The sequence below is a fragment of the Paraburkholderia haematera genome, from assembly GCF_905220975.1.
Lineage (GTDB): Bacteria > Pseudomonadota > Gammaproteobacteria > Burkholderiales > Burkholderiaceae > Paraburkholderia > Paraburkholderia haematera.
In genome coordinates this window covers 138,368-154,167 of the sequence record NZ_CAJNBK010000004.1, presented here as the reverse complement: position 1 = coordinate 154,167, position 15,800 = coordinate 138,368, and the positions used below count along the sequence as shown (strand labels likewise).

Annotated in this window: 10 protein-coding genes; 3 read left to right on the top strand and 7 right to left on the bottom strand. The window is 64.6% G+C overall.

Annotated elements, in window-relative coordinates; all coding sequences use genetic code 11:
* Positions 1–12 precede the first annotated feature (12 nt).
* Positions 13–1,101 (top strand): LLM class flavin-dependent oxidoreductase, encoded by a 1,089-nt coding sequence (locus tag KHO23_RS10370; protein ID WP_211610926.1) that lies wholly within the window; start codon positions 13–15, stop codon positions 1,099–1,101.
* 169 nt (positions 1,102–1,270) lie between these two features.
* Positions 1,271–4,498, top strand: a complete 3,228-nt coding sequence (locus KHO23_RS10365; RefSeq protein ID WP_211610925.1) for a hypothetical protein — start codon at positions 1,271–1,273, stop codon at positions 4,496–4,498.
* Positions 4,499–4,509: 11 nt separating this feature from the next.
* On the opposite strand, the gene KHO23_RS10360 is transcribed toward KHO23_RS10365, so the two are convergent.
* The 3 genes from KHO23_RS10360 to KHO23_RS10350 are packed head-to-tail and all read right to left on the bottom strand — an operon-like array spanning position 4,510 to position 9,151.
* Complete coding sequence (locus tag KHO23_RS10360) at positions 4,510–5,898, bottom strand: polysaccharide pyruvyl transferase family protein (RefSeq protein ID WP_211610924.1); 1,389 nt, start codon at positions 5,896–5,898, stop codon at positions 4,510–4,512.
* The gene (locus KHO23_RS10355; RefSeq protein ID WP_211610923.1) at positions 5,895–8,054 is read right to left on the bottom strand and encodes a thiamine pyrophosphate-binding protein; all 2,160 of its coding nucleotides are present in this window, start codon (positions 8,052–8,054) and stop codon (positions 5,895–5,897) included. The genes KHO23_RS10360 and KHO23_RS10355 overlap by 4 nt, the downstream gene beginning before the upstream one ends.
* Positions 8,054–9,151 (bottom strand): aromatic ring-hydroxylating dioxygenase subunit alpha, encoded by a 1,098-nt coding sequence (locus tag KHO23_RS10350; protein WP_211610922.1) that lies wholly within the window; start codon positions 9,149–9,151, stop codon positions 8,054–8,056. Before KHO23_RS10350 ends, KHO23_RS10355 begins: the two co-directional genes overlap by 1 nt.
* Before the next feature lie 495 nt (positions 9,152–9,646).
* Here KHO23_RS10350 and KHO23_RS10345 point away from each other — a divergent pair, with 495 nt between their 5' ends.
* A complete protein-coding gene (locus KHO23_RS10345) occupies positions 9,647–10,753 on the top strand; it encodes a response regulator transcription factor (RefSeq protein WP_236066784.1) in 1,107 nt (368 codons plus the stop codon).
* A 159-nt stretch (positions 10,754–10,912) separates the two neighbouring features.
* Here KHO23_RS10345 and sctC read toward each other — a convergent pair whose 3' ends face one another.
* From sctC to KHO23_RS10325, 4 genes are all read right to left on the bottom strand, one after another.
* Positions 10,913–12,700, bottom strand: coding sequence for a type III secretion system outer membrane ring subunit SctC (gene sctC / locus KHO23_RS10340; protein ID WP_211610921.1), 1,788 nt, complete (start codon positions 12,698–12,700; stop codon positions 10,913–10,915).
* Between the two features lie 124 nt (positions 12,701–12,824).
* Entirely contained in the window at positions 12,825–14,300 is a 1,476-nt protein-coding gene (locus KHO23_RS10335; RefSeq protein WP_211610920.1) for a helix-turn-helix transcriptional regulator, read from the bottom strand.
* Between the two features lie 91 nt (positions 14,301–14,391).
* A complete protein-coding gene (sctT, locus tag KHO23_RS10330) occupies positions 14,392–15,288 on the bottom strand; it encodes a type III secretion system export apparatus subunit SctT (protein WP_211610919.1) in 897 nt (298 codons plus the stop codon).
* Entirely contained in the window at positions 15,285–15,791 is a 507-nt protein-coding gene (locus KHO23_RS10325) for a type III secretion protein HrpB7 (protein WP_211610918.1), read from the bottom strand. Before KHO23_RS10325 ends, sctT begins: the two co-directional genes overlap by 4 nt.
* Positions 15,792–15,800 lie beyond the last annotated feature (9 nt).

Genomic DNA, 15,800 nt, shown 5'->3' with positions numbered 1-15,800 from the left:
GAGGAGTCGACGATGCAATTCGGTTTGTTCATGACGTTGCCCGCCCCTGAGCCCAAGCCCGCAGCCGAGCTTTACCAGCGCGCGATCGCGATGGCCGAGGCCGCCGATACGCTCGGCTTCAGCCACTTGTGGCTCGCAGAACATCACTTCACGAACTACTCGCACTCGTCACGGCCGCTGATGCTGCTCTCGCACATCGCCGCACGCACCCGTCATTTGCGCCTCGGCCCGGCGATCGTACCGGTGCCGCTGCATAATCCGCTCGTGATCGCGGAAGAACTCGCCACGCTCGACGTGCTGAGCGGCGGACGTGTCGAAGCCGGCCTCGGCAGCGGCTATCAACGCTATCAGTACGAGCGCTTCCAGCTCGTCAAAGGCGCGACCTCCGCCCGCGACGACGAAGCAATCGACGTGCTATTGCAGGCACTACGCGAACCCGTGTTTGAGCACCATGGCGAGTACTTCAACATTCCCCGCACCGGCCTCGTACCGCAACCTCTGCAACCTGCGATGCCGGTATGGCTCGTCGTCAATTCGAGCCGGCGGGCGTCAGTCGAGCAGGCGGTGCGGCGGCGCGCGAATCTCTTCACCGGCGTGCTCGAACCCATTTCGAAACTGACCGACGTACGGCGCCACTATCCAGACCTCGCTGATGCGCTCTCGACTGTGCGCATCGGCACGCAGCGGCCGGTGTTCGTCGCGCAGAACGAAGCGCAGGCCCGCGAGGCCGTCGAGCATGCGCGCTGGAACGGACGCGCGACGCTGCGCCTGCGTCACGACATGGGCGACGTGGTGAACGGCATCGTGCCGGACCAACCGCTGCCCGACGAACCATCCGACGACGCGCTGCGTAACGATTTCCTCGTGATCGGCACCGCCGACGAATGTATTCATCAACTGCGCCGGATTCAAGCCGGCCTCGGCTGCGATTACTTCAGTGCGAGCTTCTGGTTCGGTTCGATGCCGCATGAAATGGCGATGGCGTCGATGCGCCGGTTCGCACGCGACGTGATGCCCGCATTCGCCGGCGAAGCGGCTGCGGCGGACCCCCAGCAAGCGCCGGCACCGCGTCCGCAATGGGAATCCACCCTGGCGTGGTGAACGCATTCAGCGCGCATGAAGCGCGTTCTTGCGAACGACGTTTGCAGCCGCCACGTTCGCATCCGCGGTCCTCACTTCGGACTTCCAGCACCGCAATGTGACGTGGCGATGAAAATTCGTCATCGTCGGCGATCGGCCGATGCGACCGTCCTCACCTGGGAGACCGCACGTGGCATTCGGGATTCGCAACCCTTTCTCACGCGGCACGCAGCCAGTTCCGCAACAGCAACAGCCTGCCGGCCCGCAGGCGAATCAGCCGCCGACCGACGCGCCGCTGCCCGACACGCGCGTGGTTGGCGGCCCGCTCGACAAGCTGCGCGCCTTGCGCCACCATCTGCCGGGCGCGTCGGTGCCGCCCCAGGCTCCGCAAGGTGCGCAAGGGCAGCCGCAGAATACGCCGATGCCGCAAGGCTCACCCCTCAACGACCTGACCGGCGGCGGCGCGAACCGCACCTACTCACCGTTCCACGCGCGGACCACCGTGCGCGCGTCACGGCCCGCGCCAGAAATCGCGCTTGGCCCCGGGCAGACTCGCACGCCGAAGGCCAACGCAAGCACGCCGCTTGGCGTGAAATCGCAGCACAGGGCCAACGTGAAGACGTCGGTCGGCGAGAACGAGCGCGCCGAGCCGCAAGCGCACGCCGAGTTGCGCAACGTGGCCGATGCCGACGAGCATCTCCGCGCGAGCTTTCCGGCCGAAACGGGCACCCAGTTCGCAACCGATCGTGACGCGCTGCTGAACGACATTCGAGAAGCGATTCCGCAAAATCAGCGCGGCAACCCGCCGCTCGCGAAGGCGCGCTTTCTCGGTCACGCGCTTGCCGAAGCAACGGGCGGCAACGTGCAACGCGCGAGCGACGTGCTCGGCGTGCTGCAAGGCAGAATCCAGCAACCCAATGCGCAGCAGACGCGCGATGCGTTCGCGACACGCTGCGCGATGGCGCGCTCGCGAGCCGCGTTCGGCGCGCTGCGCGACGTCGAGACAGCGCCGGCGATGGGCGGCAATATTCAGGCGCCCACCGACCGCGACCGCAAGGTCCACGAGGAAGCCGACTGGCAAACGTGGCGCGCCGCCGGCACGCTGTTGTCGGCATGGCCTACCGGCATGGAAAAACCCGGCTCGTTGCGCGAACTCGGCGAAGCGGCCAACGCCATGCTGCCAGCCGCCGAACGCGACGCCAACACGCAGGTCGCGCAAAGCCAGCAGCAGTCCGCAATCAGCCTGGCGCTGGCGCCGCATGCGCAGACCGCGAAGGCGATGCTGTGCGGCAACGCGTTGCTCGGCAATCCGCACGCACAGCCCGAAACGCGTTTTCGTTCGGCGTACCTGGCGCATCGCAACGGCATTGCCGAAGCCGATGTCGGTCAGGTCCAGAACCGCATGTACTCGCTGGTCAAGCACGCGCAGCGCAACGCGACGTCGGCGCGCACTGGTTCGTGGATGAACAAAACAGCGCAGCGTTTTCGCAGCGGCGTCAAGCAAAGCTTCGGCCACGACAAGGACCCCATCTCGGCGCTCGGCATGGGCACTGCCGGCGGTCTGATGGATCATCCGAACAAGGACTTCAGCACGCTGCAATCCATCGACGCGGTGGTCGACACGCTGAATACGCAGGTGGTGAGCGCGCCGCACCGGCGGGTCGGCGAAGCGCCGGACAACGCGACGATGACCGCCGCCGTGCGCGCCGCCGCGCTGCGCCAGTGGAAGGCGGGCATTGGCACCAAGGGCTGGCTGCGCGACGATACGAAATTCGGTCGCCTGCAACGCAAGCAGATTGCCGGCGACGTGGCGACCGCGCTGCACATCGACAAGGATGCGGTGCGCAACAGCCCGGCGTTCCGCGATCTACCCAAGATGAACGCCGAGACGCTGGGTAACTGGGCAACCGACGCGCGCGCGACGATGGACACGCCGATCGGCTCGACTGGCCGCACGCTCCGCGAAAATCTCGACCGCATGCAGGCGATCCGCCAGGATCCGGTGGCGACGCCGGCCACGCCGCAAGGCAACATCGATTCGCTGTGCCATCTGGTCGAAAACGTGCCGAAAACATGGAGCGTGCAGATGTCGAGCGGCGGCGTCTATGGGCTCGACGCGAACATCTCCGAGAACATCGCGACCGCGCTCGGCCTCGTCGGCGCGCCAAGCGCGTCAGTGGCGCCGGACGTGCGCTATCTGAAAGGCCGCCATGCGGTGCTCGAAGTCGGCTCCACCTCGCATCACGGCGAAATGTTCATCGGCACCGACAACCGCAAGTCCGCGCACATCGGTGTGGGCGGCTTCATCGGCTGGTCGCTCGCGGGCGGCAAGGCGATGGCGAGCGGCTACGGGTCTCTGATTGGCGGGCGCGACACCAGCAATCCGCGCGGCGTGGTGATCCGCACGCCGTTCACCCAGACCGGCAGCACCGACCCCGAGGCGTGGCGCGGCAAGATGACCGACGTGGTACGTACGCTCGGCAGCTCCGGTACGGGCGGACAAATGCCAAGCACGAAGGACGAAATGTGGAACGGCATGGCAGACAGGTTCTTTGCCGATCCGGACGTGTCGATCGGCTGGGTCGACAACAAGAGCAGTTCGAACTACGGCGCATTAGCGGTGACGGGCGGTGCGCGTTATGTGACCCCGGCCAACGTCAAGTTCGGGCCGCTTGTGACAGCCGAAGGCGTCCTCAGCAAGAGTCAGGCCCACGCGACCGATCAGAGCGGCGCGCGCAATGTCGACAAATCGAGCAGCAGCCATCGCGCGGCGCTCAACGGCAGCGCCACGCTGGTGGCGAGCGCGCCGCCCGTGCCGACCGGCAACTTCGGTCCGTTCAACTCGCTGTCGTTTTCGAGCGCGCCCATGGTCGGCTTCGGCACGACCTTGATGCAGACCGGCACCGGCTCGACGCTGCGGCTCTACGAAGAGAACGGCGACATCGTGCCCGAGCGCACCTATCGCGACACCGAGTTCACCTCCGTCGGCAATTACCTGCAATACATCGACAGCCGCAATGCTTCATGGGCGCATTCGATGAATAACGACCAGGCGGCATTGGACACGTATCAGAGCAAGGTCAAGCTCAACGCGACGCGCGGCAATCAGTACTATGGCGAGCGGCAGCGCATCGTGCCGCAAGCCGCCGCCGAAATCAACGCGTATCGCGGCACGCTGCGGATGTTCGAGCAGGGCGGACGCACGCCGACCCAGCACGAGCAGCAGGAAATGCTGCGGATTCGCGGCAAGATCGCAAGCCTGCTCGAGGCACCGACAAGCTGGACGAATCATGCGCTGTACAGTTACGAGTCGAATTCGGCGTCGCGCACGTCGGGGCTCTCGTATGTCGGCACGGCGCAAGCGGTCAAGCAGGTCAGTGCGCAGCGGGAACTCAGTTTGCTGGAGACGCGGGTTTGAGTTGAGCGCGCCTAGCCTTCGAGCACGGCGCGCACCCGCTCGCCCATCGCGTCGAATCGGGCCCGTTGCAAGCGCGCGTAGTCGCCATAGGCGCTAACCAACTCGCCGCGCACACCCTCGTCCTGCAGCGACGCGATGGCCGCGAGCGCGGCCTGCGCGCCGTCGCTGTCATCGCAGGCCGCGCTCCATGACGCGCAACCCGCTTCGCTCAAGAGACGCTCGATGCGCGCGTCCATCGACAGCCCGAACACCGGTACGCCATGCGAGATCGCGAGTACGGCCGCGTGATAGCGGGTCGTCACCACACACGCGGCATGCGCAACGGTGGCGGCTACTTCGTCAAGCGTGTGCGGGCCGCGCACGATAATATCGATTGGGAATGGCACGCGGGCCGCGAGATCGGCACACGCGCTGCGGTCGAGTTGCTCCATCCCCACCAGCGTCGGCGTGTAACCCTGCGCCTTCAGGCCCACAGCGATCTGCGCGAAGCGATCGAGATAGGCGTGATAGGCCTCGGCGCGCGCCGCGTCCCAACTGTGAAAATGCAAAGGCCCATAGCGCAGCGGCGATGACTCGCCGCGTGCGTCGAGTTCGCGCGCCCGAGCCGCGTCGGCATGCACCGGCCACCAGAACGGATTGTTCGGACATAGCGCGACACGTCGCGGAGCGGACGCCTCGTTGCGTGCATCGGCCGGCGCCCGATATGTCCACGCGGTATCGGCGCCCCCTTGCGCGACGACGCCGAGCGACGCGAGTTGCGCACGCGCCGCGTCGTTGCGGCAAAAGATCTCGCCGGCCTCCGCATTGCGTTCGACAAAGCGGGTCAGCGCCACGCTCATCGTGCCGCTATCGACGCCATACGCAATCGCCGGCCGCCGATGCGCGTGCGCGAGCGCAATTCCGCCGATCAGCACGCCTGCCAGCGAATCGGAAAACTTTGACGTGTACGTCGAGCCTTCGACGTTCAGCACGAGATCGGCATCGCGCACGGCGGCGTCGAGCGCGTCGGGCAGGTAAGGCAGCGAAGGCGTGAGCCGCGGCGTGCCTGCCAGCAGCGGATGATCGAAACAGTCGCCAAGCGCGAACAGCGTGATGCGGGGCTCGCACGGTGCGAGCAGACGGCGCAACTGGGCAATCGTCTCGATCGTGCGCAGATCGGCGCCGGTGTTGCCCGCCCCGCTGTAGCCGAGCAGCAGCACGCGCGGCGCGGCGCGATTAGCGTCATGAATGGCGTCATGATGGGCGCCGGGATCGCTGCGGCCGGGCGCGCGCCGCGCCGCGTTGATGCGTTGCTGCATGTCGTCGAGAAAGACCTCGTCCGGCGCGGGTGCGCCGGCATATCGATTCAACGCCGCGAGCGAGCGCTGCAGCGGACTCTCGACGATATCCCAATCCATCATGCCGCTCCCAGCGCTTGCGCAAGTTGTTGCATTTGCAGCGCGCCCGAATACGGCTCGACCGCCACTTCGACAATCGTCACGCCGGCGTGAGCGCGTGCCTCGGCGAGCGCCTGGTCCAACGCATCGCGCGCCTCGACACGGCAATGCGCCAGCCCGAACGCCTGGGCCAGTGAGCCGATATCGAGCTGGTAGGGATTGCGGATCGTGCGCCGATAGGCTGGCGCGTGCGCGATCGGCAAAAAATCGAAGATCGCGCCGCCACCGTTGTCGACCACGCAGATGCAGGCCGGCGTGCTCACGCGTTGCGCGCTCGCCAGCGAGGAAAGATCGTGGATCAACGCCTGATCGCCGAGCAGCAACAGACCTGCTTCGCGGCGCGCGAGCGCTTCGCCGAGGAACGTCGCCATCGTGCCGTCGATCCCGCTCACGCCGCGATTTACATAGATGTCCTGGCGCGCGGCGCGCACGTCGTAGCCGATATCGGCGTGACGCATCGACATGGAATTGCCGAGATGGACGAAGCCGAAGCCCGGCGCCGCCAGCACGCGATGAACGGCAGACACTTCGCCCCAGGCGAGCGCTGCGACGCAAGCGCGCCGCTCGCGCGCGCCGTAACTGGCGACGCTCGCCCAGCGGTCGCGCCAGGCAAAGGCGACGGGCGCAGCCGGTTGGGTCGATGCGTTGAGACTGGCGTGGGCATGCGTACGCGTTTGTCCATGCACGGCTTCGCCCAGCGCCGTGGCGATCCCATGCAGCGTCGCGTGAGAAGGCGCGACCAGCACGTCACGCGGATCCAGCGCCGGGTGCAGATAGTCGTGCCTCACACGGCAAGGCGCGATTTTGATCGTGGGCACGTCGGCATGCGTTTCAAGGTACGCGTGCAACACCGGCATGACCGGTGCGAAGCCGAAGCGCACAATCAGTTCCGCGCGCGCCGATTCCATTCGCGCAGCGCCGCCGAGTACATCGAAGGCATTGACGATCAAGGCGCCCTGCGCACCGCGCGCGGCCGATTCCGGCGCCAGCGCGGACGGCCCCGATCGCAGCCCGCTGCCCGCATCGGCGAGGACGGGAAAGCCGCTCGCTGCGGCCAATGCGAAAATTGCCTCGGGTGGCACGCCCGGTTCGGGGCCGACCACGATCAAGCCGTCGAGGCCGTCACTGAGCGGACGGCTGCCGCGCCTCGCAAGCACGCGGGCCATAACGCGTTCGACGATATGTGCGGGAGACGCTTCAGATGCGGTGAGCTCGACGTGGGGAGACGCGGGGCGAACATGCGAAGCCGCAGATGCCTGTGCAGCATGGATGGCATCATGTGGCGCCATCGCTGTTCGCGCAGCGTAAATAGCATCACCCTGTGCCACCGTTGCTCGCGCCGCACGGACCGTCTCGAACGAAACCGGCTGCGTTTCGACCGCATCGTAGACACCCGCCAGCGGGACGTTGAGATGCACGGGACCGCGCGTCGGCCGCTTCGACGATGGGTGTGCATCGACACGTGACAAGCTGTCATCAACGTCGGCCACGCCGTCGACGATAGCGGCAAGCCCAGCCGCGAGCGCGTCACGGGCTTGCGTGAGCGCCTGCAGGGAATCTTCTGGATCGGCGAGATCCACCTGCGCGCGCACGAACGCGCGGGTCGCGCCGAGATGATCGGCCATCTGTCCAAATCCGCTGCCGCGCAATGCACGCGGCCGGTCGCACGTCAGTACGACGAGCGGTACATCGGACGCGTCCGCTTCGGTCAACGCCGGCAATACATTCGCCACCGCCGAGCCGGAAGTCGTGACGATCGCAACCGGTTCGCCGCTCGCCTTCGCGATCCCGAGCGCCACGAACGCGCCACTACGCTCATCCGTGCAGACCATCTCGACGGCGATTCGCGGATGCGCGTCGAGCGCGAGACACATGACGCTCGCGCGTCCGCCGGGACACAACACGGCATGGCGCACACCGGCCGTACTCAACATCTCCACAATGAATTCCACCCACACCGCGTTAAGCGACTCGCCGCTTGCCACGCCGGCTTCAGCTAACAATTCACTCAACGATCCGCTGCCCGTAGCACCCGCTTTGCCGAGCCATTCGCAATCCGTCGCCGCGGCTTCGCCACGCGATCGATCCCCACTCGCTGTCACATCAAGAGCGAAACCCATCAAGCCACCGCTTGCGAGGTGCCCGCCACCGGCGTAATCGCAATCGTGCGAGCGGGCGCACACGCCTCGCCCCGCTCCGCTGCGATCAACCGCTCCATCACGCGCCGCGCGCGAATCGCACCGGCGTCGATCGGCAACAGCGCCGGCTGCATCGCCCAGAAGTCGCGGTCGCCGAGATTCTTCTGCTGCGCTTCGAGCATCGGCAGATCCTCGAGCTCGAACGGCTTCATCAGCCCTTCGACGGCATAGCGCACCAGTCCGCGCGCCGCGTCGCCCATTTCCTTCGGCAGACCGAACGCGAAGAAGTAATGCGTCGTGCTGGCGGTTTCCGGCGTGAGCCAATGCGCGGACGGCGCGATCAGCCCCGCTTCGCGCGGCATCCCGGCAGCGGTCACGCCGACCACGATCGAAAGCAGTCCGGGCGGCGTCCAGCGCACGTCCATCCAGCGATCCACCCGCGTGCCGGGCGGAATCCCGAACCCTTGCGCGACGAACGGTTGCAGCGCTTCGTCGTAAGTGCTGCGGCGCACCCAGACGATGTCGTCGAGATTGCCCGACTGCACGTCGCCGCGCGCAATCGCCTCGCTGCCCAGCGTATCGGGATGAAGAAACTGGAAGTGGCTCAGATCGAGCAGATTGTCGGCGCTTAGCTGATAGTGCGCACGCGTATGCAGATAACCGTCGTGCGTGACGTTGGCGGCGGGATCGACGAACGGGAACGACGGCAGCAATCCCGCGTCGGCGCGTGCCGGGTCGCCCGGCCAGAACCAGATCGCGCCGTAGCGTTCGAGCGACGGGTACGCACGCACCTTCGCGCCCGCCGGCACCCGCCCGTCGCCATGCGGATTGTGCACGCACTGCCCGCTCGCGTTGAAGCGCAGGCCGTGATACGGACATTCGAGCACGCCGTCGACGATACGGCCTTGCGACAGCGGTGCGAAACGATGCGCACAACGATCGTCGAGTGAGATCGCGCGCTGTTCGGCATCGCGATACAGCACCACGGGCCGGCCGAGCAGCGTGCGCGACAACGGAGCCTCGGCGCGAACCTCGTGTGCGAAAGCGGCGACATACCACGCGTTTAACAGAAAGGACATGAGCGCACTCGCGATGGAATCAATACAGGAAAAAAGCACCGCGTGGCGCCGCCGCACGGCCGTCCCATGCGAGTGTAATTAACCGGCTATCCCACAGATTCAACAAAGCTCATGAAAATGCGAAGCCGCTTTGCTTAAAATACGCTTAGCAAATGCTCAACAAAAGTAAATACGGCTTGCAATGCTGAAAGGTACTGCGAACCTTGCTTCGCGTGCGATTCACGGCGATGCGGGTCTCTTTTACCCACCTTCATGAAGGTCGAGGTAATTGATACCGTAATTGCGAATAGCCACGTATCTCCCGGCTAATCTCCGCCATCCTTACGCTTATTCACCCGATCGAAACGACGCGAAACAAATTACCAATCTTTCATGCTATTTCAATGCATCTTGGGGTGAAACAATTCGTTACAGCCCTGATATTTTAAGGGCCGTAATTTTCGGGACAAGCAATGCGGTTTGGGAAGCAACCTTATGCATCCGTCCCGGGAGGGCATGTTGAAATTCGCCGTGATGACCACCAGCAGCAGTCTGTTCAATCTGATTTGCCAATGCTTTCGCGACGATACGATCGAATGCTGCCGCTTCCTCGATGACGTCGCGCTCTCTCGTGCGATCTATCGGGAGGACTATCACGCCATTCTGGTCGACGCGGCAACGGGAATCGATGCGACGCGCGCGGTGTTCGCGCGGCGTGCCTGCTATGGCGACCGCCGCGCACCGTTGATCGTGATCGGGACCTTTGCCGATCGTGACAGCATCGAACGCGCCTTTGAAGTCGGTGCCGACGATGTGGTGCTCTCGCCGATCGACCAGGGAGAACTCGAGGTACGAACCTACCAGGCGTTACGCCGGTTCCAGTCACCGCAACCGGTGCAATCCGAAGATCGGGCCGGACTCGGTCCCTATCGCCTCGACCGGCGTACCAGCACCGTGCTGGTCGACGAACGCGAAATCCGCTTGACGGTACGTGAATTCGCGATTGCGTGGCTCCTGTTCTCACGCGCCGGCGAGTACGTGAGCCGCCGGCAGATTGCGGGGGCGATCTGGAGCAGCACGGAAGATATCGTAGGCCGCACGCTCGAACAGCACATCTACAAGCTGCGTAAGAAGCTGGGCCTGAATGGCGCGTCAGGCGTGCAGCTACGCACGATGTATGCACACGGATATCGCGTCGAGTTGTGCGACGGCAAGGCGGAGGCCGAGGCAATCTTGCCTGGCCTGGCGCCGGCTGCGAAAACGGTCGATGAGATTGCGGCGATCACCGAAGCGGTGGATGCGATTACGGCAATCACAGAAGCGGCCGGGATCGCCCGCGGCGATGCGACCCGTGATCGCGTCGGCCAAACCGCGCGTCCTGCCCGCACGCTCGACGTGCATGCAAAGGACAGTGAAGCCGCGCGCAGCGCACAACCGTGGGGTCAGTATGCAGCCATGTGGCACAGCGGCGTAGCGCACATCGTGCACCCGCCGGTTGCGGGCTTCGCGGCGTGTGCGGTGGAAAGCTCGGGGGCCGAAGCGTCGGGCGCCGCCGCGTCGTCCGCGTTGATGTCGTTTTCGATTCCCGCTGCATTGCTGGGCGGCAACTCGCGTCGCCGCTAAGCCACCGAGAAGGAAGCATGCAGTCGATCAACGGCTGCTAAAAAAAGCACGCGGGACAAGAGGTGGCATCTGCCGCCCTTGCCCCGCGCTTCAAAGCCCTCCGCTTTATAGCTCCGTTTCTATAGCTCCGTTTCTATAGCTCCGTCTTTATAGCCCCGCTTACAGATCCAGCACGCGCGGCGACAACAGGAACACGCGTTCCATATGCGAGCGCGAGTCGTTGTTGTTGCGGAACAGCGCGCCGATGAGTGGAATCTTCGACAGGCCCGGCACCCCGGTCACGCCGTTCGAGTTGTTATCCACGCTGTAGCCGGCGATCAACAGGCTCTCGCCCTGGCCGACAAAGGCCTGCGTATTGATCTCGCTGCTGGTGATCACCGGAATGTTGTCGACCTGCTGTCCGGTCAGTTGGCCGTCTTCGATATGCACCTCGAGCTTGATGCGGGTCTGGCCGTCTTCCTGCACGACCATCGGCAGCACGCGCAGCGAAACGCCGGTCGATACGCTGTAGAGATCGGCCGACGTATAGCCGGATACGCGCACGAAGAACTTGGTCTTGTTGTCCATCACGGCTTCGACGTTGTCGAGCGTCGCGACCTTCGGCGACGCGTCGATCTTCGCCTTCGAGGTGGACTGCATCGCGTTGACGCGCGCCATCAGATAGCGGCCCGCGTCGCCGAGCACGGCGGTAATCGAGGCGCCCACCGGCGTCGCGGAGACCACCGTGGTGCCGTCGGCCAGCGTTGTGGTGCCGAAGTTCGGATTGATCTGGCCGTTCGCGTAGCTGTTCTGCTGGTACGTTCCGGTACCGGTCTGGAAGTCGAGATGGCTGTTGTGCGCACGCCAGTCCACGCCGATCTGCGCGAGCACGTCGTCGTCGATTTCGATGATGTGCGCTTCGATTTCGATCAGCTTGGGCCGCGTGTCGAGCTGATCGATCAGCGTCGCGTACTGGTCGATGCGCTGCGGCGTATCGCGGATCAGCACCGAGTTGGTGGTCTGATCGGGTTGCATGATCGGCAAGGTCAGATCGCCGCCGCTCGGCTGGCCCGTTTGCGAGGCGCCAGGCGCGTTCCCGTAGCCGACATTGCCCGTGCTGCCGTAGTTGGACGGCTGCGCGTTGCCGACGAGGCCGCCGAGCGTTGAACCTGTGCCGCCCTGGCCATCCGCCATGTTCGGCGGCAACGGCGGTGGGCCGCCGCCGTTGGTGGTGCCGCTTACGTCGTTCATCGGCGGCACGCGCTGCATGTTCGGCGACACCGCGGTCTGCGATTGCCCGCCGCTGCCCTTCTCCTGCTTCGCGTGATACATGTTCGACAGCACGGTGGCCACGCCCGGCACCGTAATCGTGTTGCCGTCGATCTGCACCTTGTGATCGGCGGCCCACGCATGCTTGAGCTTGAACACGCGAATCACGGTGCCGCTGCGGCGGCTCGCGTTGTCGTCGAGGCGTCGCGCAATCTCGCTCACCATCTGCACATACTGTGGCGGACCGTTGACGATCGCCGTGCCCGCGCTTTCGTCGTAGACGACCGGGAAGCGCGCGTCGTCGACACTCATGGTGTGCAGCGCGGCGCGCAGATCGGACGCGGAGGCGTGATCGAGCTTGATCACCTGATGCGTCACGTCGTTGGCGCTGCTGATCGACAGCACGCTGCCGTCGTAGAACCAGACGAAGCCGAAGGTTGAAGCGAGCGTGTCGAGAAAGCGTTGCGGCGACATATCGAAGCGGCCTGTCACCGCGCCCTGGACATTGCCCGCGATCGATGCGGCCACGCCCTGGCTCGCGGTGAAATCGCGTAGCACGTCTTTCAGGTCCTTGCCTTCCACGGCGATATGCACCGTATTGCTGCGCCATCGCACGGGGGCCGCGTCGGCAGGTTGCAGCGCGCCGAGCGTCAGGGACGCCGCGAGCCACGCGGCGCAGAACAGCGTCTTCGATTTCATGGAGTCGACTGGATGAGGGTGATGGAAAGAACCGCGAAAACCGTACCGCGCAAGCGTGGCAAAAACCGCAGTAAAAACCGCCGAAAAAACCGCCGAAAAAACCGCCGAAAAAACCGCAAGCGCACTATCGTTCAAGCGTCTCGGAGGGCGCTTCATGAAACTGCTTGCGATAACCGTTCACGAGCGTCGAGCGGTTCTGCACGCCCCATTTACTCGCCGCGCCCAACACGCCACGATCGCTCGAATACGACCGGTCGGTGAGTTCCGCGCGAATCCGTTCCATGCGTTGACGGCGGATCAATTCGGTCGGCGACAGCCCGAGAAAATTCTTGAACGCGCTTTGCAGCGCGCGCTCGGTCACGCCGATTTCGGCGGCCACCTCGCGTACCGAGAGATCGCGCCGGTCGAGGTTGTCGAGCACGTAGCTGTATGCGCGGCGGTACTTGGCCGGCAAACGCGCGCCGACATCGTCGAGTTGCGGCGAAGCTTTCGCGCTGCGCTGCAGGAATGGCGCGCGCGCCTGCGAGTCTTCGCGCAGACACTGCATCGCCACCAGCGCATAGCGGCTATAAAGTTGCAGCGACTCCTGCGCGCGCCCTTCTGCCTGACGCGTTTTGGCGCTGCAGTAGAGATATTCGAGCTGACGGTGGCCCGTGGTGCCGTTGCGGCCGATCTGATGCAGCGGTTCGAGAATCGCGCAAGCCAGATGCGGCGCCGCGCCGGCCAGCGTCGCCAGCGCAATTTCGAGGCGCAGCGTGCGCTGATAGTCGCCGAGGCCCTGTTCCCGCGACCAGTTCAAATGACGCTGCAGTTCGCCAATCGCATCGCGATCCGCGCAGGCGGCGAGACGCAGTTGTTGTAGATAGTCGATGCGCGCGCGCAGCAAGGGCGCACGCACGCCGAACACCGCCCGGGCGAGACCGTCAACGCTCGCATCGGCGCCCTGACCCGGCCGCGGCGCGCGTTCGCTCGACAAACCGGATTGCCAGTAGACGTGATCGCGCAGCGCAGTCGCATTACGCACTTCCATCTGCACGGCGAGGTCGAAGCGCAGCGTCCCGAGTAGCGCGTGCCAATGGCCCGCAGCATCGTCGAGATCGCGATCTACCCGTTCGAACAGATCGTCGAGCGCGTCAGCGGCTTCGCTGGTGCGGCCCAGTTCATAGAGTACGCAAACAATCCCGAAGTGCGCTTCCACAGCACGCGCCGGTTCGATTTCAGGCTCGTCGGCGACACGCGAAAAACACGCGAGCGCCGTGCCGAGCCGATGCCGGAAGAAAGCCTGCCATGCGGCATTGCGGCACGATGCGGTGCGGATCGCATGCTTCGACGAACGAATCAGTTTTTGCGAGCGGCGGTAGTTCTCCTCCGCCTCGACTTCAATGCCGAGCATCAGTTGCAAGTCGGCATGCAGTTGCAGTGCATGGGGTGCGAAATCGGCGTTACCGGCTTCGTCGGCCCAGCGGCTCGCCAACTGACTCGCGGCGTTCAGCTTGCCGTCGAGCAGCGTATCGAGGAAACGACCGGACAATTCCGTGTGAGCACTAGGCGCGGGCGTCGCGAGTGCGGCTACCGCGGGGAAGTAAAGCATCGAGAACATGGACGACTCCTCTGAGTGCGGGAACGCGTCGCACGCGGCACGCGCATTGCGTCGAGTGGAGTCAATGTAGCCAGGCGCATGAAGCGAAGTTTCAATTAATCTGAGTTTTGCCTGGCATTTGAGAAGGTTTGAGATTTGGTGCATCCGGCGCACTCGGCGCACTGGTCGCACTCGTCGCCTTGGCCGATTCGTTGAGCGCGCGAAACTGCGCCTCAAGGCCACGCAACGTCACCTGATCGCGCACCTGGTCGACAAAAATACCGACGAACAACGCCAGCATCAATACTGTTACCGCACCTTTGACCGGCTGGCTCAGCGTCATCAGATCGAGCTTCGAGGCGGATTTCGCGGCAAAACCGAAAGCAAAGTCGACCAGCAGCAGAATGAACATCATCGGCGCGGCGAGCTTGGCAATGGTCTGCATCAGCGTGTCGGTCTGCGTGAGTACGAACGATTCGAGTATGTTCGACACGTTCGGTCCCGCCGACACGATCGGCCACCAGTGATACGACTCATACAGCGTACCGAGCAGAAAAGTCATGCCGCCGAGCGCCCAGAATGCAACGGAGGCGATTTGCCCGAGCAGCGTGGCGGTCGGCGTGGATTGCTCCTGGCGAGTGGGGTTGGTGATCTGCACATTGTTGTAGCCGGTCAGATCGTCGATATAGGTGCCGGCGCCCTCCGCGACCCAGAACACGATCGAGGCCGCGAAACCGAGCACGAGTCCGATCAGCGCCTCGCGCAATCCGACTTCCAGCAGCATGACGCCGTGCAGCGATTGCATGAAGGCGACGGGCTGACCGTAGGCCACGTAGGAACTGAACAACAGCACAATGGCATTGCGCACCACACCTTGCAGCAAACCGTCCGCAGTCGGCGGGAAAATAAACATCACGATGAACAGGCGCAGCGAGCACACACCGACCAACGTGATGTAGCCGACCAGCAGCGTGCCGAGTTGCGGCAGCGCGGAAAAGATATCGTTCATGCGTGCGCCCCGCGCGCCTGGAAACGTCGTGCGAGCGCGGTTTCTTCGGCCTCTTCGTCGCTCGCGTCGCTGGCGGCGTTCTCCTGAACACGGCGGATATCGCGAATCCGCTCACCGCACAGGTCGATGCGGCCTTGATTCAAGGCGACGTCGCGTTGCGTCTGCGCGATCGCGGCGGCATTGTCCTGCACCGCGGCTTCGGCTTGCGCGAGTTCCGCTTCGAGCACGCGCAGCCGGTCGTTCACCACGCCGATGTACAGGCGGCAATTGTTCAGATCGTCGAGCGAGAATGGCTCGGTGCCGGTCATCATGCCGTCGATGCGATGCTGGTAGAACTGCAGCACGCCGGTCTCGTGCGCGACCTGCTCCGCCTTCGCGTCACGCGCGGCTTCGAGTTGCAGATGCGCGTTGCGCTGCGCCGCGAGCGTGGCACGCAAGGTTTCGTCGAGGCGGCGGCGCCGCGTGCACGAACGTTCGAGCGCGACGATGCGCCGTTGTTGCATCCCCAGAGA